The sequence below is a fragment of the Mycobacterium sp. ELW1 genome (assembly GCF_008329905.1).
Lineage (GTDB): Bacteria > Actinomycetota > Actinomycetes > Mycobacteriales > Mycobacteriaceae > Mycobacterium.
Genome location: NZ_CP032155.1, coordinates 2,052,073 through 2,069,409 on the forward strand (window position 1 = coordinate 2,052,073; position 17,337 = coordinate 2,069,409).

A 17,337-nucleotide genomic window follows, 5' to 3' on the forward strand; every position below is an offset into this window, starting at 1 on the left:
TCATCCACCGGTGCATCGGGGTTGGCCCGGGTTGATCTAGGGTAGTTCGGCATAGCGGCGATTTGGAGGACGGAAGTGGCTGACCGGGACCCCGAGGTCATCAAGGCCGAGATCGACCAGGCACGTGACCGGCTGGCGGTCACGGTGGACTCGCTGGCCGAGCGCGCCAACCCACAACGCATCGCCGACGACGTCAAGGCCGTATTGCTGCGCTTCGTCAAGAAGCCGCCGGTGGCCGCGGCGCTGGCCGGTGTCAGCGTGGTGACCGTCGTCCTGGTGGTGCGCCGCATCCGTAACGGCTAGTTCCGGCGGAACAGCCGCCAAAGCCGCAGCGGCAACAACCCGATCAGCGGCGCGCGCTTGCCCAGGTCGTCACTGTCGCGGCGATTGAACGCCGTGGAGTAGCGCTCCGCGTGCGCGGCAGTGGGATAGGTCTTGTAACCCGCTGTGCCGCAGCCGCGTTCGCAATGGAAGTGCATCACCGGCCCATCGTTGGCGAACACCATCCGGTGCCCCAGCATCCGGCACGCCGCGCTCACGGCTTCGCCTCGTCGGCGGAGGTGAGCGGCGCCGCGATGTCTTCGAGTTGGCGGCCTTCCGCCTTGACTCCCCAGGCGAGTTCCGCCAACCCGCCGACGGCCATCACGGCGGCGCCGACCAGGAATGCAACGGCTACCAATCCACGCTCACCCGACCCGATCAGCTGCCCGAACAACAGCGGCCCGGTGATGCCACCGATCGCGGTCCCGACGGCGTAGAAAAAAGCGATGGCCAGCGCGCGGGTCTCCATCGGGAAGATCTCGCTGACGGTCAGGTACGCCGCGCTGGCACCGGCGGAGGCAAGGAAGAAGGTGGCGACCAGGACGGCCATGAACCCCCACAGGCCGCCAGCTTCAGCGACGAAGACCGCGGTGAGCACGACGGTGATTGCCGCCGAGTCGAGGTAGGAGAGCACAATCATCGGCTTGCGTCCGACGGTGTCGAACAACCGGCCCAGGAGCAGCGGCCCGGTGAAATTGCCTGCGGCCCAGACGATGAAGAACGCCGGCACGATCCCGGATGAGACGCCGTAAAAACCGTTGAGCAGGGTGCCGAGGTTGAACGTCACCGCGTTGTAGAGGAACGCCTGGCCGACGAACAACGCCAGCCCGAGCATCGCGCGTTTGGGATAGCGGGTGAACGCCACGTGTGCGATTTCGCGGAACCCGATGGTGTGGCGTTGATGGATGGTCAGCTCGCGGTCGGGCTCGTCGAGATGTGCGCCGGTGCGGTCGATCACGTCCCGCTCGATGGCGTCGACGATGCGCTCGGCTTCCTCCTCGCGGCCGTGGATGAACAGCCAGCGCGGGCTTTCCGGAACGTTGCGCCGAACCAGCAGCACCACCAACCCGAAGACGGCGCCGATACCGAAGGCCAGTCGCCACCCGAGGTTCAGCGGCAACCAGTCACCGTTGAGCAGGACCAACGATCCGGCCGCACCCAGCATCGCGCCCAGCCAGTAGGACCCATTGATCGCGAGGTCGACCCGACCGCGGTTGCGTGCCGGAATCAGTTCGTCCACAGCGGAATTGACCGCAGCGTATTCACCGCCGATGCCGGCGCCGGTGAGAAAGCGGGTGAGGAAGAAATACCAGGGCGCAAAGGAGAACGCTGTTGCGACGGTGGCCGCCAGGTAAAGACCGAGCGTCAGCAGGAAGAGCTTCTTGCGGCCGAACCGGTCGGTGAGCTGACCGAACACCAGCGCACCCACACACGCGCCGACGACGTAGATGGCCGCCGCGATGCCGATCTGCCCGGCGGTGATGGCCAGTCCGCTCCCGGGTTCGGTGAGACGAGCGGACACGTTGCCCACCATGGTGACTTCCAGGCCGTCGAGCACCCACGCCGACCCCAGGCCGATGACGACGCGCCAGTGAAACCTCGACCAGGGCAACCGGTCCAGCCGGGCGGGAACGCTGGTGGTGATCGTCTTGGTCTGTCCGCTTGTGGTCATCGCCGGCCCCCTGGGATGTGTCTACCGAGCAGGAAGTTGACCAGTACGTCGGACATCGCCGGGATCTCGCGTGGCAGAGCGACTCCGCTGTAGGTCACCGCTCTGATTTACCCCGTCGTTAGCCGCATCAAGCCAGCAGGAATTTCACAGAATGATGGTGATCGGGATGGGTGCGGTCTGCGGGACTGCAGCCGTGTCTTCGGCCGCGACTAGCGGCGGCGCAGCCAATCGCCGAACGAGCGGCGGAAGCCGGGAGGATTGGCCGTCAGACCCAGCCGGCCGCAGCTGTGCACGTGCAGCGGCGTCGCCGGTGCGGGTGCCTGCTGAGCTACCTCGCCCTGGGGGTGGGGCACGAGGTTTTCCGGCTTCATGCGGCTAAGTCCTCACTACGTCACTGGACACGTGGTCCGAGGGCGGCTGTTGGTCAGTACAGCTAACGCCGACTATAACACCGCCTTTCGCATAAGTGCAGCACAAAGCACTACTTTGCAGTTTGGATGACCCATCCGGTTATCTCCGCACTGGCATTATTGCTGGTCAGTCCACTGTCCCGACGTTTTGCCCAGCAGATTCACAGCGATGCATCTCACAGCGACCGTCGACAGGTGTCGACGCGACCTCGGGCAACGTCGGAGGTTGGATCAGGGCAGGACGATGGGTAGCCGTTCCCAGCCCCGCACGGTCGATGTCGGTGCCAGCTTGGCGTTCGCGTAGTCGATATCCCATTCGGGGAAGCGGTTGAGCAGCTCGTCGAGCGCAACCCGCCCCTCTAGCCGGGCCAGGTTGGCGCCGAGGCAGTAGTGGACACCTTTGCCGAACGTCAGATGGCTGATCGTGTCGCGGTGGATATTGAAGCTGTCAGGGTCGTCATAACGGCGCGGATCCCGATTGGCGGCGCCGAACAGCAGCAGCATCGCGCTGCCGGCGGGGACCGTCGTGCCGTAGCACTCGAAGTCTCTGAGCACATACCGTCCGACGTGCGGTCCGGTGGGTTCGAAGCGCAGCGTCTCGTCGATTGCGCGGTTCAGCAGCGAGCGGTCGTCGCGGACGTCGCGACGCTGGTCGGGGTGCTCGGCCAGGACCTTGGCCAGCCAGCCGATCAGCCGGCCGGTGGTCTCGTTGCCTGCGCCGGCCACCACCTGGGTGTAGTGCAGCACCTCTGTGCGGGTCAGTTTGCGGGTGACGCCCTGGTCGTCGGTGAACTCGACGTTGAGCAGTGCGGTCATCAGATCGTCGGAGGGGTTGTTGGCCCGCCACTCGACGTAGTCGGCGTAGATCCGGCCGTCGGCGATGCGCTCGGGGTCGGCGACCTTCATCGGGGTGCCCGGCTTGGTGCGCAGGTTGGCGTCGTTGGCGTCGCGCACCGAAACCTGTTCAGATTCCGGGATTCCCAGCAACATGCCGATGACCCGCATCGGCATCATCGAGGCCAGTTCGGCGATGATGTCGAAGCCGCCCGAGCCGACCAGCGGATCGAGGCAGCCGACGCAGTACCGACGGATCTGGTCTTCGATCTCGGCCATCCGGCGGGGGGTGAACACCCGCGACATCAGGCCGCGCAGTTGAGTGTGGGCGGGCGGATCCTGGAACATCATCACGCCGCCGGGCATGTCGAAGTCGGACTTGATCAGCTCCAGGATGTCGCTGCGGCTGTTGGAGAACGTCTCCCAGTCCGACAGCGCGGCGTCGACGTCGGCGTGCCGCGACAACGTCCAGAAGTCGTAGCGCTCGTTGTGGTAGATCGGTGCCTCATCGCGCAGGCGGGCATACACCGGGTAGGGGTCGGCGACGATGGCGACGTCGTACGGGTCGTAATAGACGGTGTCGTTCGCAATCGCCATATCCATCCCCGGTCCTGGCCCCGTCGCGTGCTGAGCGATCGCTCAAACTCTCGGGTGGTGCCATGTCTAGCAGCCCCGGCGAGCGCTGGTCAAGGCCGTTGCGGGGCGAAAACGACGCCGGGGTTCAGGATGCCGGCCGGGTCGAAACTGTGCTTGATCCGCTGCATCAACGCCAGCTTGGCCGGATCCTCGAGCTCGCAGAAATAGTCGGCCTTGGCTCGCCCGACACCGTGTTCGCCGGAGATCGCCCCGCCCAGCGACATGCCGACAGCGAAGATCTCGGTGAGCAGCTTCTTGCGGGTCTTCGGGTCCTTGCAGAACAGCACGCCGTGCACGTTGCCGTCGCCGGCGTGTCCGCACCCGCTCATGCCGACACCCTCGGCCATCGCGATGTCGCGGGCCTTGCGCAGGAACTCCGGCATCGACGCCCGGGGCACGACGACGTCGATGATGTCGTCCGCACCGATCGCCTTCGCGGTCCAGAACACGTTCTCCCGTGCCACGATCAGCCTGCGCGCTGAATTACCTTGCAGTACATAGGCATCCAAGGCACCCCAGTCGCTGAGCAATGCACCCAGCGCGGTGGCGTCCTCGTCGAGGCGGTCGGTGTGATTGTTCTCCAGGGCGACGACGAGGTAGGCCGCGCACGTCTCGCGGATCTCCTCGGGAATGCCGAGCTCCAGCTTCTCGGCATTGACGATCGCGGCCATCACGACGTTGTCGATGTACTCGACGATCGTCGGGTTCAGTCCGCTCGAGATCAGCTTCGGCACGGCGGCCATGACCTGGTCGAAATCGTCGAACGGCGCCAGCACCGTGACGCTGTGCGCCAGCCTGGGCACCAGCTTGACGGTAACCTCCGTCGCCAGCGCCAGCGTGCCCTCGGAGCCGATGATCAGCTGCGTGAGGTCGTACCCGGTGGAGATCTTGGACATCTTGCCGCCGGTACGGATGATCTCGCCGGTGGGCAGGACAGCCTGCAGGCCGAGCACGTTGTGGCGGGTGACCCCGTACTTCACCGCTCGCATGCCGCCGGCATTGGTCCCGACGTTGCCGCCGACGCTGGACGACAGCTCGCCGGGATACACCGTGTAACTCAGTCCGACGCGGGCGGTCTCGGCATCGAGCTCGGTCAGGGTGACACCCGGCTGCACCACGGCGACGTGATTGTCGGTGTCGATCTCCACGATGGCGTTCATCCGCTCGAACGAGATCAGCAGCCCATCGGCGACCGGTTGGGCCGCACCCGACAGGCCGCAACCGGACCCTCGCGCCGTCACCGGAACATGGTGTTCGGTCGCGGTTTTCAGCAGCGCCGCGACCTCTTCGGCGGTGGCGGGCTTGGCGAGATACGCGGGCCGCTGCGCCGGGATGGTCAGCGCTTCGTCGTGGCTGTAGTCGTCGGAAATGGCGTCGCCGGTCAGTAGATGGGTGCGCCCGACGATGTCGGAGAAGAGTGCCGCCAGATCGGCCATGGCCAAACCCTAGTCAGCGGGGCTCAGGATCGACAGCTCACCAGGGAAGATCGTCAGCTGATAAATGGTGCCGTCCGGTCCCTGAGCCAGTTTGACGGTGCTACCGGCTGTGGCGTCGAACGTCACCTCGCGGATCAGCGACGTGTAGTCGGCACTGAATTTCAGGACCTTGATCCACCCGCGGATGTAGTCGGCGATGAACACCGTGTTCTGGTAGCCGGGACCGAAGGCGGCACCGGTGTAGAGCAGGACCGAGGTGATGGCCGCATTCCCGGCGGAGTGGTCGTAGGTGTAGATGGGATTGATGGAAGTGCACGTGGCGCAGACACCTTCGGCACCCGGCCAGCCGTAGTTGCCGCCCTTGGTGATGAGGTCGAGCTCCTCGACGGCGTTGTTGCCGACGTCGCCGGCCAGCAGGCGGCCGTCCGGGGTGAACTCGATTCGGAACGGGTTGCGCAGGCCGTACGCCCAGATCTGCGGCACCGCGTTCGGGGTGTTGACGAACGGATTATCTTGCGGTGCAGAGCCATCCGTTGGGTTCAGGCGCAAGATCTTGCCGTGGATGTTCGTCAGGTCCTGGGCGTTGGCACCGACGGTATTGTCACCGATTCCCCAGTACAGCATGCCGTCCGGCCCGAAGAGCAGGTCGCCGCCCTGGTGATTGTTCTTCTCCTCGTCGACTGAACGGAACAGCGGCAGCGCGGAGTTGGGGTCGATGCCGTCGGCGGTGACGGTGTACCGAGACAGTTGGTAGTGGGCGTCGGTGGTCGTGTAGGCGACGTAGATGTACCCGTTGTCGGTGAAGTGGGGGTCCACCTCGATACCGAGCAGCCCGCGTTCGCCTTCGGTTCGGGTCGGGATGACGAGCAGAGGGTCGGGGCTCAGCGCGCCGTTCTGATACAGCCGGATGTCACCGGCCTTCTCGGTTATCAGAATCCGGCCGTCGGGCAGGACGACGAAGTCGGTGGGACTGGACAGGCCCGAAGCGATTGTTGTGCGGTCGAATACGGGCGGCCCGGTCGGTGTGGTGCCACACGCCATGATGGCGTCGTAGGTCCGTTCGGCAATGCGTTGCACCGCCTGCACCACCTGCTTGACCACCGGCTGCGCGGCGATCTGCTGTACGGCATCCTCGGCCTGCTTGCGCGCCCAGGCCAGCACCGCCCACGCACCGAACGGGTCGGGTGGTGGCTGCGGGATGGACGGTGGGCGCAGCTCCGACACGAAGAGCGCGCTGTAGGTCGCGACGGTCTTGATCACGTTGCAGGCGCAGGCGGTCACATCAGAGACGATCGAGTTCACCGATCTGGCCGTCGCGACCGGCTTCACGAGTCGGTCGGCCTGCGGGCGCGGGGTCGCAGCGGCAGCCTTGCGGGCGTGGGCAGTCTGCGGTTGAGGGCGTGGGGCGGCCCGGCCGGTTCGTGGTGCGTGCGATGCGCTCGATCCGGAATCGGCTGCGGTGTCTGCCCACGCACTACCGGGCGCGGTCAGCAGCGCCCATCCGAAAAACAGCGCGGTGGCGATGATGCCAATGCGCGCAACGTATTTGGTGTGCACCATAGGTGCCCCCCGACAGGTTGGCCAGCCGACTGACGGCTGTGCCAATTCTGCCACCCCGACAGCGTGGCGGTGGCAAATCTGTGAAGTCGCTGCACATGTTAGGAGCCCGGCCCGGAGGCGGGGCTCAAATCTGTCGTTGTGAGGTTCTCGAAAGCCGCAGCCAAAGTGATGCCCTCAGCAGGTCCTTGGTGAATTTCTCGACGCTGCCCGCCGCGTTGTGCCTATGGTCTCGTCGTGCAGCAATTTGGGGGGCGTCGATTCGGAACTCAGCGTGGTCGCGGAGGGGCGTAGGCCGCCCGCTGAGCTCAGCGCTACCGCCCTCCGCTGAGCTCAGCGCATCAACCGCGGGCGGAGAGCCTGCCGCGGCTCTGCTGCGGGCCAGCGCCGACGCGCTGCTTGATCCTCAGGTGCTCATGGAAGCGGCGAGGGATTCCGCTGGCCAGATCGTCGATTTCGTCTACCGGGAAGTCAACCAGGCGACGTGTGATTACCTGGGGCTGTCCCGTGAGGAATTGATCGGTCGCAGCGTGGTGGAGACCATGCCAGGCATGAAGGGAGCGCTGCTCCTCGGTTACACACGGTGTGTGGACACCGGAAGCCGTTGGTTCTCAATGACTTCTGCTACGACACGGAAGATCTGCTCGACACCCGCCGCTACGACATCAGAGCCACCCGAACGACGCCAGCCTCTATTACCGTCACCTGGCGCGATGTCACCGAGCGATTCCGTATCGCACAACACGCCGCAGAGTCCGAGGCGCGCTACCGCCGCTGTATCGACAACGCGGCTGTCGGCATGTGCCTGGTCTCACCGGAGGGTCGCCTCAGTGAGGTCAACGACGCGATGGCTCAGTTCTTCGGCTACGACACCGAAGCGATGAACGGGACGTCTTGGCAGGATTTCACCGGGCAGGAATACCTAGAAGCGGAACTGAATGACTTCAACGCCATTCTGCAAGGCCGCATTGACTCCTACCGGATGGTCAAACAGTACGTCCGTGCCGACGGTCATCCGATCTGGGGTGATCTGTCGGTGAGCTGTATTCGCGGCGAGGACGGCCATGTGGAGAACTTCGTCGCGCTGATTTCCGACATCACCGCCCGGGTGCAAGCAGACGAACGCAATCGCATTCTGGCTCAACAGCTTCAACAGGAGAAGGGCCAGCTCGCGGCCTCGGAAAGAAATTATCGCTTGCTCGTCGAGAACACCGCCGACGTGATCATCCACGCCCGGGACGGCAGGGCCGTTTGGGTCTCCCCGGCGGTTAAGGGCGTGCTGGGTGCATCTCCCGAGTACTGGGTGGGCCGGGAACTGCGGGAAGTCATTCCCCCAGAGGGGCAAGCGTCCCATGCCGAGAGGATGAAGGCGCTCGCCGAGGGGCCGTGCGGTCCAACAGCGCGCCGAGATGATTGCGGTCGATGGCACTAGACACTGGGTCCATCTGCATTCCCAGCCGTTCTACGACATCGACGGTCGCCAGGACGGTTTCGCCGCCTCGTTGCGTCTGATCGATGACGAGGTGGCTGTGGAAAAGGCACTGGAGGAAGCCCGCCGACTCCAGGCCCAAGCCGAGGAACGCTACCGCCGGGCGGTGGAGCACGCCGCCCTCGCCATATGCCTGGTCACCCCGGAGGGTCGCATCCTGGAGGTCAACGACGCGGCGTGTCAGCTCTTCGGCTACGACGCCGAAACGTTGAAGCAGAAGACCTGGCAGGAACTGACCCCGCCGGAGCACCTGGACAAGAGCGTGAAGGAAGTCAACGATCTTCACGAAGGCCGCATCGACTCCTTCCGGATCACCAAGCAATACATCCACGCCGATGGCCATCTGATCTGGGCTGATCTGTCGGTCAGCTGTCTCCGCGACCAGGAGCGAGTGGAGAGCCAAGTCGCCCTGATCACCGACATCACCGCCGAAGTAGAAGCCCGCGAACAGTTGGACCGCAAGCGACAGGCCGAAGCCAATGAACGTCTGCGCCGGGCGATGGAAAACGCGGGCGTAGGCATGTGCTTGATGAATTCGGGGGGTCGCGTCGAGGACGTCAACCATGAGATGTGTCGGTTCCTGGGCTATGACGCGGACACGCTGCTCCAGAAGACGTGGACTGAGGTGACCGACCCGGACTACTGCGAGGAGAACTGGACTCACATCACGGCCATGGTGAAAGGCCACATCGACTCCTACCGGATGATCAATCAGTACATCCACGCCGACGGTCACACGATCTGGGGCGATCACTCGGTGACCTGCATTCGCGACGACGACGGCCGCGTGGAGAGCTTCCTCGTCCAGGTCACCGACGTCAGCCCGGTTGAGCGGGAATTACGGGAACGGCTGGAGTTCTAGGAGTTCCTATCGCGTGCGATCGCCGAAGGACGCCTGGTCGCTTACGCCCAGCCGATCGTCGATGCCCGTACTGGTCAGCTGGTCGAAGAGGAACTTCTGGTCCGGATCGTGGGGCCCGATGGGCAGGTGATGGTGCCTACCGAGTTCCTTCCGCAAGCCCGGCGGTTCGGCATGATGCCGACCATCGACCGGTTCATGGTGGCCCGTGCTATCGAGTTGAGCCGGGCGGGCCGCCGGGTGGCGGTGAACCTTTCGGCGGCATCCATCAACGATGCGGCGACCATCCTGGCGATCACCGAGGAACTGCGCCAAGGCGGTGACGCCGCCGCCCGGGTGTCGTTCGAGATCACCGAACACACAGCCCTGGCTTCCACCGATCTTGCCGAAAGCTTCTCTGACGACATGCGGGAGTTGGGCTGCCGGCTGGCGCTCGACGACTTCGGCACCGGCTTCGGCACGTTCATCGAACTTCGCGGAATGACGTTGAACTCGTTGAAGATCGACTCCACCTTCGTGCGCAACCTTTTGAGCAACCCCCAAGACGAAGCCGTTGTCCGGTCCATCATCGGCATCGCCACCGAATTCGGGCTGCTCACCACCGCAGAGGGCCTCGAAGACCCCGACACCCGGACCCGGCTGGTCGAACTCGGGGTCGATCGACTCCAGGGCTATCTCATCGGCGCGCCGGCACCGGCGACACCCTGCGTCGATTCCGCGACCCCGCAATAAGTCAACGGCCAAATGCAAGTGCGCGGTATGCAGGTCATTGTTGTGCTGTCAGAATTGACCTCTGACACTCCGGTCACAGCCAGCAAATGCTTTGAAACGAGAAAAACCCTGCCTAAGCAGGGCTTTTCCATGGTGCGCCGTCAGGGTTTCGAACCCCGGACCCGCTGATTAAGAGTCAGCTGCTCTACCAACTGAGCTAACGGCGCGAACCGCGTCAGCGACAATAACAAACACCACTGCAGAACATGAAATCCCGCTGGTGGGCTCGGTTGGGCCGCTGATCTGCACGGTCGCCACCAGGCTGGATGTTCCCTTAGACTATTGCCAAACAATCCCAGCGTTCGCACAGCTAGCAGGATTTGAGGGCGGTATGTGGCAGGTCGGCTCGCTGAACCGGCCGGGGCGTCGAACCCGGCTGGCGGCCCTTGCGATCATTCCCGCCCTCCTCATTGGTCTCAGCGGGTGCAGCAGCGGTGAGTCGGCGCCCGCACCGGTCAAGGTGATAGCCGACAAGGGCACGCCCTACGGCGACCTGCTCGTGCCCGAGCTGACGGCATCGGTCAAGGACGGCGCGGTTGACGTGCCGCTGGACCGCCCCGTGACGGTGAGCGCCACCGGCGGAGTGCTCGGGTCGGTGACGATGGTCAACGAGTCCGGCAAGCAGGTGGCCGGCACGCTGAGCCCCGACGGCGTGACGTGGTCGACCAGCGAGCCGCTGGGTTACAACAAGAGCTACACGCTGAGCGCGCAGTCGCTGGGTCTCGGTGGCGTGACGACCGAGAAGCTGACGTTCGAAACGCAGTCGCCGGAAAACCTGACGATGCCGTACCTGCTGCCTGGTGACGGTGAGGTCGTCGGCGTCGGTCAGCCGATCGCGGTGCGCTTCGACGAGAACATCCCGAACCGGCTTGCGGCCGAACGCGCGATCAAGGTGACCACCAACCCGCCCGTCGAGGGCGCCTTCTATTGGCTGAACAACCGCGAAGTGCGCTGGCGCCCGCAGAACTACTGGAAGCCGGGCACCACCGTCGACGTCCAGGCCAACACCTACGGGGTCGATCTCGGCGACGGGCTGTTCGGCCAGCAGAACCTGTCGTCCCGTTTCACCATCGGTGACGAGGTGATCGCGACGGCCGACGACAACACCAAGCAGCTGACCGTCCGGCGCAATGGCGAGGTCATCAAGACCATCCCGATCTCGATGGGCAAGAACAGCACCCCGACCAACAACGGCGTCTACATCGTCGGCGACCGGTTGTCGCACATGATCATGGATTCGTCGACGTACGGCGTTCCGTCCAACTCGCCCAACGGCTATCGGACTGAAGTGGATTGGGCCACCCAGATGTCCTACAGCGGCATCTACGTTCATTCCGCGCCGTGGTCAGTGGGCGCGCAGGGGTATTCCAACACCAGTCACGGCTGCCTGAACGCCAGCCCGAGCAATGCGCGGTGGTTCTACGACAACACCAAGCGCGGCGACATCGTCGAAGTCCGCAACACCGTCGGCTCGACGTTGCCGGGCACCGAGGGCCTCGGCGACTGGAACATTCCGTGGCAGCAGTGGAAGGCCGGCAACGCCAACGCTTAATGCCGGTCGTCGAAGTTGCGGATGAACGACAGCACGCGGGGTGACAAGTGCGGGGGAGTCCACGGCTCGTGGGTTGACCCGGGCGCCGATTTCACAGCGTCCACACCCTTTTCGCCGCCGAATCGGCCGATCAGCTCTTTGACGGCGGCGACGTCCTCGGCGACAGTCGGGTACAGGATGTTGTCGATCTGCCCCTGCACGGCAGTGAGTTTCGGCTGGATCCCCTTGATCATGTCCAGCACGCTCGGATCGCGGCTCAGCACGGCGAGTTCGTCGGGCACCGGCCATCTCCTGCCCGGTTGATTCGCGCGTGCCGCCATGCGGTGACGGTCCAAGTGGACGTCCACATGTGGCTCGCCGTGTCGGCGTGCGGTGAACTGGTACCGCAGCGCGTCGCTGACGCCGTGCTGCAACCACTCGTTCAGCTCACTCAACCATCGGTAGTCGAATGACGACTCTCTGAGATCGTCGAACAACGCATCCACCGCCCGGGCCTGAGGGCTGTTGCGGCCGAATGCTTTCGCCGCGCTGGCGACCGACCGTTCCCGATGGCTGTGCAGGGCGCCGGTCACGGCTGCCAACGCTGACCCGATTTTTTGGCGACGCTCGTCGTTGATGCGCTCGTCGAAGGTGGAACCATGGGTGGTCTGCAGATCGAGGACGATTCCGGTCACGACGTCGGACAACGTTTCGCTCTCGGCTGTGATGTGCTGCAACCACTCTCGGTTGACCATCGTCCGCAATCGGCCGTATGCCTCGCGATAGCGCTTGTTCTCGGAATTGGTGAGTGCGCACACCTTGTCGAATGTGATCCCGGTGTCTGCCGTCGGCCGCGCACCGGATGCCTGCAGGCTGGTGACCAGCTCGATGGTGCTGGCCTTGATCTCATCGGCCGGCGGCCCACCCTCGTGCAGCCAGCGTCCGCACTCGCGCCGCAACGTGCCCAGGCAGCGCTTGATCGAGGTGTGCATTGCTGACGCCGTCATCCGGTCCCGGATGTCTGCCGTGCGGTAGTAGTCGAGCGTCGCCGACGTCATCGCATGCGCGAGCGCTTGCAGGGTGCCAAGCACCACCAGGATCGCCGGGTCGTCCTGCGGCGGGGGGTCGGCTGCCGCGGCGCCCTGCCAGATCTCCCATGCGTCGGCGCAGTAGTCGAAGGGGTCGTCGGCATCGATGGCGTCGAGGGCCGCGCAGAACGCGTCGAGTCGGTCTGTCCAGACACCGAGAGGGCTGGCGTCGCCGGCGAACCCGCTCGATTCAGTGGTTACGTCGTGGCCGTGCATGCTGCAACCCTCCCCCCAGCTAAGCGGTGCAGTTATTACCCGACGGTAACTCATGTTCGAATAATTTCGTCGGTCAACTGCGACGAACGGCCGAAATCTTTATCGTTTCGGTGTTCCGGAGGAGTGGATCAACCCTCCTGAGCCGCGCGAAGACGGAATTCGAACCGCTGGTCAGACTGGACACCTGTCCGGCGTGCGCGGGATGGGAACAAATCGTTGGTGCTATGCCGAGAGCTGGTTGCCGAACTTGGTGGCAACCTGTAGTCGGGCCATTGCGGCCGCGCTGCGCGCCTTGACCGTCGCGGGTCCTGGCAAACCTTCGTGCTGCCACCGCTCGCATTGGAGGCGGACCGCATTCAACTCATCCATCAACGAGTTGTGGATGGCGGACAGCGTCAGCGGACGGTTGCCCTTTCCTGTGCTGTGGTGATCGCGAGCAGTCGACGTGATCGCCTCCGCCAACACCTCAATCACGCCCAGGACTAAAAGCATTGCCGGGTCGGTGGCCGAGGGGGGATCGGAGATAGCTGCGCTCTCCCAGATGTCCCACGCGTCCTCGCAGAACGTGTACGGGTCGTCGGCATCGATCGCGTCGAGAGCGGTGACGAAGGCGGCGAGGCGGTCCTGCCACGCGGCTAATTGCTGCGAACCGTCGATTTCAGCGAATTCGTTAGTGGTCATCCCTCGGGTCCCTTCGCGATATGCGTCCCCCCGACGCCAAGTTGTTGTTCTGGTCTTTACCCCGTCGAGAAACTTTTGAATCATCAATCTTTGCCAGGGGCCGCACGGACGACGTGAGTCGGACCACAGCACTGCCAAGTCTGTTCTCGCACGAGGCTTCCGCGTCGGCCGACCGGAACCATGCTTCGTGATAAGTGAACTATTAGCTCGCTCTTAGTCACTCGACCTACGCTCCCGTAGGTAGTCGGGCTGAGAGAGACCGTCATGCGCACCATCGATCCGGCCGGCATCTCGATCATCACGGTGGTGGTGGTGCTGCCCCTGGGCACCGCGGTGTCCGGCGCGCTCACCTGGTCGATGTTCGGCAATGTGTCGGGCGGACTCGCGTTTCTCGGCCTCTTCATCGTCGGCGTCGCCACCGAGAACGTACGGCAGCGGCGCAGCGTGGTCCGGCGAGCGCAGGCAGACGCTGAGGTGGTGCAGTACATCGCGCGACTGCACGATGTCGCGCGTCAGGCCGGCGTGGAGCTGGGCCCGCGCCCTGGGGGCAAAAAAAGTCAGGGAACCACACGGCTCCCTGACTGGTAGGGGTGGCTGACGGGACTCGAACCCGCGACAGCCAGGATCACAACCTGACCGTAGAAATGTCATATAACTACAGTTCAAAGACCATCTACTGACTGCCATCATGCAACCTTAGTTGGGACAAAACCCCCAGCTCACAGACACGTGAGGACGCAATAGCGTTGCGATAAGGTTGCAAACATGGCCACACAGAAGACAGCCAGGAGACGCAGTTTCGGCACCCTGCGCACCATGCGAAACGGGCGCGTACAAGCCTCGTATATCTACGACGGCGACGGCAAGCGGTACTACGCACTGCACACCTACGACAACCGCACCGACGCCGAAGGCTGGCTAGCCAACGAGCGCAAGCTGATCGAACTGGGGGAGTGGACGCCACCGAAGTCACGGGCCGAGCTGAAGGCCCTGACCGGCGTGACGCTAAGGGAGTACGCCGACCTTTGGATGGACGCGGATTGGCGGCGGCGACGGTGGGCGGACTCAGGCCGCGAGTTGACCCCGAAGACCCACGCCCTCTACACCCGGCTGCTGAACACGCGGATTCTGCCCGACCTGGGCGACGAGATCCTGAGGGCCGTGACTCCCGCGCGGGTGCGGGCGTGGTGGGTGGACCTCAGTAAGAGAATGAAGACGCCGACGAGCAACACGCAGGCGTACCAACTTCTCAAGGCCATCTACGCCACAGCCGTGGAGGACAAAGCCGCTACGGAGAACCCGTGTCAGATCAAGTCGGCGGGGAAGCCGCCGAAGGCCCGTGATGTGAAGCCCCTGACACCGGCAGAACTGGACACAGTCGCCCAATCGGCACCAGAGGCTTACCGGGTGGCGGTTCCGGTAGCCGCGTGGTGCGGCTTGCGATTCGGGGAATTGGTCGAGCTACGCCGTAAGGATGTCCACGACGATGGCGAGCGCGTCACCCTGAAGATCAGGCGGGCTGCGACACGGGTCGACAACAAGCTAGTGGTCGGCCCGCCCAAAACCGACGCCGGTATCCGTGACGTGACTGTGCCGCCACATGTAGCCGAACAGCTCCGCGAGCACATGCAAAAACACACCGGTAGAGGGCCAGAGTCGTTTGTGTTCACCACGACGCGCGGGCGGCGGCTCTCCACAACGGCTTTCACCAAATCAGTAAAGGCCGGTTTTGCGTCAGTGGGGAAGGGAGACATGCGCGTCCACGATCTACGCCACGTAGGAGCGACGTTAGCCGCGCAGGCCGGGGCGACGACCAAAGAGCTGATGAGTCGGTTAGGCCACACGACACCGGGGATGGCCATGCGCTATCAGATAGCCGCCCAGGAGCGGGACGCGAAGATTGCAGAGGCGATGTCAAAACTGGCTGCGGTGACGACGGCATAGCCGGGTTACCAGATCCGCCCGCCTCTCGGCTTTCCGTCGTATGGCTTCGGTTCGGTCGACCTCAGGGATATTGCGTACTTTCCGACCAGTGCGTCGGCGACCAGGTTCGCCACATCTTCATAGCTCCGACCGCGATTCCGTCGCAGAACGGACTCGATTTCCTTCGCGATCAACGGCGTCATGGCGTGTTGTGGTGCCGCCATCATTCGCACCCAACGGGCGTTGCGAACGCCAGCAGTGAGTCGCGTTCAATCCGTATGAGCCGTGGGCCAATTCGCTTGGCTCTGATGCGGCCCTGTGCGATGTAGCGCCGAACTGTCTTTTCGCTGACGCCAAGCCATTCGGAAGCCTGTCGCAGGGAGGGCAGTGGCGGCAGGTTGTGGGTAGTCGTGGTCACGCCTCGTATCTCATCACGATCCGGTTGACCCAGGTCAGCGCATTCTCCCGGTTGACGCCCGAAGCGGGGGCTTATCCTGTCCCGTACAAGCAGAATGAAGCTCAACGACGATTTCGAAATCGTCTAGTAGAATACTGAGTAGAGAGACTCGATTGATGGCTGTAGAAAGATTGCACCACAAGCATTCTCGACGCTCAGTGTTCCGGCATCACAAGCCGAGCGACTATCGCCCTGCTGGCAGGTCGTACAAGCCCAGCACTTACAAGCTGAAGTAGTGCAACGTATTTGAGCATCTCCTCGCAGTAAAGCGCGGCAGGTCCCAGGCGCTTCGTAACTGGGACAGGTGGATAACCGGACAACCTATTGTCGATGGCCTAAGCACGTCGTCAGCACGTGTGTAGCGACCCCCCGTAGCCTGATCTCTCATCGAGATCGAATTTTCCCTAGACACATGTATGCCCACGAGCGGACGGCGGACGCGAAGCGGGAGCCTAAGTGCGGCAGAACTGTTGACGTGTCTCAGATAGCAGGAGCAAGAAGTATGGCACGCACGGATGAACTCTTGTCTGTTGAAGAGGCGGCTGCCTACTTGGGTGTGTCCGTTAAGTGCATGTATCAGCTTCGTTGGAAGAACGGCGGTCCGGTGTCGTGGAAGCAGAATCGGCGATTGGTGTATCCGCGTTCGCAGCTCGATCTTTACCGCGCCCGTGAACGTGAACGCACACTACGTGGCGAGGGGGCAGTGTGAGCGCGCCACGTCCGCATTGGACGACCGCTCAGATCCACGACATCCTGCCCGTCGACATCGACGCACACGCAGTCGGCGGTCTGGTGGACCTGTACATCGATGACAACTCGCTTGTTTACCAACGCATTCGATTGACTCTCGACCAGGCGGGCGTGCTCGTCGCGAAGATTAGTCACCAACTCCTCAAGGCCGCGACGTGACCGGGTTCAAAACCGGTATCGCTCAAATCATCGCGAAGGACTCGACACGAATTTCAGTGGCCTGCCCGTTCTGCCAAGGAGTTCACCGGCATCAACTTGCATATGCCGGATCCGCATCCGTAGTAGCAGGCTGCCACCGGGGGTTCAGCCAGTGCCGCGAGTATTCAATCCCCAAGAAGGGCAGCCGATGACACGCGTAACGCATGCCGAAGAGTTCGGCACCGACGCCGCCGCGCCGAGCCTCCTCCTCACCCTCGAAGACGGCACACACGTCGGCTACTCCACAAGCCGAGACGGCCACCGAGCACCCCTCACAGCCGCACACCTAGCCGACCTAGTCCAACGCGCTGAACTCCGCTCCACGGGGCAATGAGAGGCCACTACGGCCCATGCTGAGCCGTAGTTGCATCGAATGCGGTGACGACGCCGAACCCGGCAAAAGCCGCTGCCACGATTGCCGACTACCGCAGTCCCCCAGGCCATCAGCTACACAACGCGGGTACGGCTCCCGCTACCAGCGGCTGCGCGCCAAGGCCATCGCCCTACA

General features: G+C 63.7%; 18 protein-coding genes and 2 tRNA genes. 9 read left to right on the plus strand and 11 right to left on the minus strand.

All coding sequences use genetic code 11. From position 1 onward, the window contains the following. Positions 1-75: 75 nt before the first annotated feature. On the plus strand, positions 76-303 hold the full coding sequence (locus tag D3H54_RS09465) for a DUF3618 domain-containing protein (RefSeq protein ID WP_149378822.1): 228 nt from the start codon (positions 76-78) through the stop codon (positions 301-303). Here D3H54_RS09465 and D3H54_RS09470 read toward each other — a convergent pair. The 6 genes from D3H54_RS09470 to D3H54_RS09490 form a co-directional block, all read right to left on the minus strand. After that, on the minus strand, positions 300-539 hold the full coding sequence (locus D3H54_RS09470; protein WP_149378823.1) for a hypothetical protein: 240 nt from the start codon (positions 537-539) through the stop codon (positions 300-302). The two genes, D3H54_RS09465 and D3H54_RS09470, sit on opposite strands and share 4 nt — an antisense overlap. Continuing rightward, positions 536-1,993, minus strand: a complete 1,458-nt coding sequence (locus D3H54_RS09475) for an MFS transporter (RefSeq protein WP_149378824.1) — start codon at positions 1,991-1,993, stop codon at positions 536-538. Before D3H54_RS09475 ends, D3H54_RS09470 begins: the two co-directional genes overlap by 4 nt. A gap of 209 nt (positions 1,994-2,202) precedes the next feature. Further along, positions 2,203-2,364 (minus strand): hypothetical protein, encoded by a 162-nt coding sequence (locus D3H54_RS31145; protein ID WP_168214820.1) that lies wholly within the window; start codon positions 2,362-2,364, stop codon positions 2,203-2,205. 270 nt (positions 2,365-2,634) lie between these two features. Next, complete coding sequence (locus D3H54_RS09480; RefSeq protein ID WP_149378825.1) at positions 2,635-3,834, minus strand: cytochrome P450; 1,200 nt, start codon at positions 3,832-3,834, stop codon at positions 2,635-2,637. Between the two features lie 89 nt (positions 3,835-3,923). After that, positions 3,924-5,309, minus strand: a complete 1,386-nt coding sequence (locus tag D3H54_RS09485) for an FAD-binding oxidoreductase (protein ID WP_149378826.1) — start codon at positions 5,307-5,309, stop codon at positions 3,924-3,926. 9 nt (positions 5,310-5,318) lie between these two features. Continuing rightward, on the minus strand, positions 5,319-6,869 hold the full coding sequence (locus D3H54_RS09490; RefSeq protein WP_286199186.1) for a PQQ-dependent sugar dehydrogenase: 1,551 nt from the start codon (positions 6,867-6,869) through the stop codon (positions 5,319-5,321). 601 nt (positions 6,870-7,470) lie between these two features. Between D3H54_RS09490 and D3H54_RS09495 the strand changes: the two genes are divergently transcribed. The 3 genes from D3H54_RS09495 to D3H54_RS09505 are packed head-to-tail and all read left to right on the plus strand — an operon-like array spanning position 7,471 to position 9,946. Next, positions 7,471-8,298 (plus strand): PAS domain S-box protein, encoded by an 828-nt coding sequence (locus tag D3H54_RS09495; RefSeq protein WP_149378827.1) that lies wholly within the window; start codon positions 7,471-7,473, stop codon positions 8,296-8,298. After that, the gene (locus D3H54_RS09500) at positions 8,276-9,217 is read left to right on the plus strand and encodes a PAS domain-containing protein (RefSeq protein ID WP_149378828.1); all 942 of its coding nucleotides are present in this window, start codon (positions 8,276-8,278) and stop codon (positions 9,215-9,217) included. The genes D3H54_RS09495 and D3H54_RS09500 overlap by 23 nt, the downstream gene beginning before the upstream one ends. A gap of 18 nt (positions 9,218-9,235) precedes the next feature. Further along, positions 9,236-9,946: an EAL domain-containing protein gene (locus D3H54_RS09505; protein ID WP_149378829.1), complete on the plus strand. Its 711-nt coding sequence runs from the start codon at positions 9,236-9,238 to the stop codon at positions 9,944-9,946. Between the two features lie 130 nt (positions 9,947-10,076). Here D3H54_RS09505 and D3H54_RS09510 read toward each other — a convergent pair. Next, a tRNA-Lys gene (locus D3H54_RS09510) sits at positions 10,077-10,152 on the minus strand. Positions 10,153-10,316: 164 nt separating this feature from the next. On the opposite strand from D3H54_RS09510, the gene D3H54_RS09515 reads away from it, so the two are divergent. After that, the gene (locus D3H54_RS09515; RefSeq protein WP_149378830.1) at positions 10,317-11,537 is read left to right on the plus strand and encodes a L,D-transpeptidase; all 1,221 of its coding nucleotides are present in this window, start codon (positions 10,317-10,319) and stop codon (positions 11,535-11,537) included. Here the strand turns inward: D3H54_RS09515 and D3H54_RS09520 are convergent. Next, on the minus strand, positions 11,534-12,820 hold the full coding sequence (locus tag D3H54_RS09520) for a hypothetical protein (RefSeq protein ID WP_149378831.1): 1,287 nt from the start codon (positions 12,818-12,820) through the stop codon (positions 11,534-11,536). The genes D3H54_RS09515 and D3H54_RS09520 overlap by 4 nt on opposite strands. A 222-nt stretch (positions 12,821-13,042) precedes the next feature. After that, the gene (locus tag D3H54_RS09525; protein ID WP_149378832.1) at positions 13,043-13,501 is read right to left on the minus strand and encodes a hypothetical protein; all 459 of its coding nucleotides are present in this window, start codon (positions 13,499-13,501) and stop codon (positions 13,043-13,045) included. A gap of 264 nt (positions 13,502-13,765) precedes the next feature. Here D3H54_RS09525 and D3H54_RS09530 point away from each other — a divergent pair, with 264 nt between their 5' ends. Then, entirely contained in the window at positions 13,766-14,089 is a 324-nt protein-coding gene (locus D3H54_RS09530) for a hypothetical protein (RefSeq protein ID WP_149378833.1), read from the plus strand. Here the strand turns inward: D3H54_RS09530 and D3H54_RS09535 are convergent. Then, positions 14,090-14,189, minus strand: a tRNA-His gene (locus tag D3H54_RS09535). Between the two features lie 77 nt (positions 14,190-14,266). On the opposite strand from D3H54_RS09535, the gene D3H54_RS09540 reads away from it, so the two are divergent. Beyond that, positions 14,267-15,445, plus strand: coding sequence for a tyrosine-type recombinase/integrase (locus tag D3H54_RS09540; protein ID WP_149378834.1), 1,179 nt, complete (start codon positions 14,267-14,269; stop codon positions 15,443-15,445). 202 nt (positions 15,446-15,647) lie between these two features. Here the strand turns inward: D3H54_RS09540 and D3H54_RS09545 are convergent, their stop codons facing one another. Further along, positions 15,648-15,842, minus strand: a complete 195-nt coding sequence (locus D3H54_RS09545) for a helix-turn-helix domain-containing protein (protein WP_286199187.1) — start codon at positions 15,840-15,842, stop codon at positions 15,648-15,650. Between the two features lie 541 nt (positions 15,843-16,383). Here D3H54_RS09545 and D3H54_RS32150 point away from each other — a divergent pair. Both D3H54_RS32150 and D3H54_RS09555 read left to right on the plus strand, forming a co-directional pair. Further along, the gene (locus D3H54_RS32150; RefSeq protein ID WP_168214821.1) at positions 16,384-16,590 is read left to right on the plus strand and encodes a helix-turn-helix domain-containing protein; all 207 of its coding nucleotides are present in this window, start codon (positions 16,384-16,386) and stop codon (positions 16,588-16,590) included. Next, positions 16,587-16,790, plus strand: a complete 204-nt coding sequence (locus D3H54_RS09555) for a hypothetical protein (protein WP_149378836.1) — start codon at positions 16,587-16,589, stop codon at positions 16,788-16,790. Before D3H54_RS32150 ends, D3H54_RS09555 begins: the two co-directional genes overlap by 4 nt. The last annotated feature ends 547 nt before the right edge of the window (positions 16,791-17,337 follow it).

Excerpts from the sequence above, each read along its gene's own strand:
- D3H54_RS09480 (WP_149378825.1), bottom strand. The coding sequence starts at position 3,834 with ATGGCGATTGCGAACGACACCGTCTATTACGACCCGTACGACGTCGCC.
- D3H54_RS09475 (WP_149378824.1), bottom strand. The coding sequence starts at position 1,993 with ATGACCACAAGCGGACAGACCAAGACGATCACCACCAGCGTTCCCGCC.
- D3H54_RS09525 (WP_149378832.1), bottom strand. The coding sequence starts at position 13,501 with ATGACCACTAACGAATTCGCTGAAATCGACGGTTCGCAGCAATTAGCC.
- D3H54_RS09500 (WP_149378828.1), top strand. The coding sequence starts at position 8,276 with ATGATTGCGGTCGATGGCACTAGACACTGGGTCCATCTGCATTCCCAG.
- D3H54_RS31145 (WP_168214820.1), bottom strand. The coding sequence starts at position 2,364 with ATGAAGCCGGAAAACCTCGTGCCCCACCCCCAGGGCGAGGTAGCTCAG.
- D3H54_RS09490 (WP_286199186.1), bottom strand. The coding sequence starts at position 6,869 with ATGGTGCACACCAAATACGTTGCGCGCATTGGCATCATCGCCACCGCG.
- D3H54_RS09530 (WP_149378833.1), top strand. The coding sequence starts at position 13,766 with ATGCGCACCATCGATCCGGCCGGCATCTCGATCATCACGGTGGTGGTG.
- D3H54_RS32150 (WP_168214821.1), top strand. The coding sequence starts at position 16,384 with ATGGCACGCACGGATGAACTCTTGTCTGTTGAAGAGGCGGCTGCCTAC.
- D3H54_RS09540 (WP_149378834.1), top strand. The coding sequence starts at position 14,267 with ATGGCCACACAGAAGACAGCCAGGAGACGCAGTTTCGGCACCCTGCGC.
- D3H54_RS09485 (WP_149378826.1), bottom strand. The coding sequence starts at position 5,309 with ATGGCCGATCTGGCGGCACTCTTCTCCGACATCGTCGGGCGCACCCAT.
- D3H54_RS09520 (WP_149378831.1), bottom strand. The coding sequence starts at position 12,820 with ATGCACGGCCACGACGTAACCACTGAATCGAGCGGGTTCGCCGGCGAC.
- D3H54_RS09515 (WP_149378830.1), top strand. The coding sequence starts at position 10,317 with ATGTGGCAGGTCGGCTCGCTGAACCGGCCGGGGCGTCGAACCCGGCTG.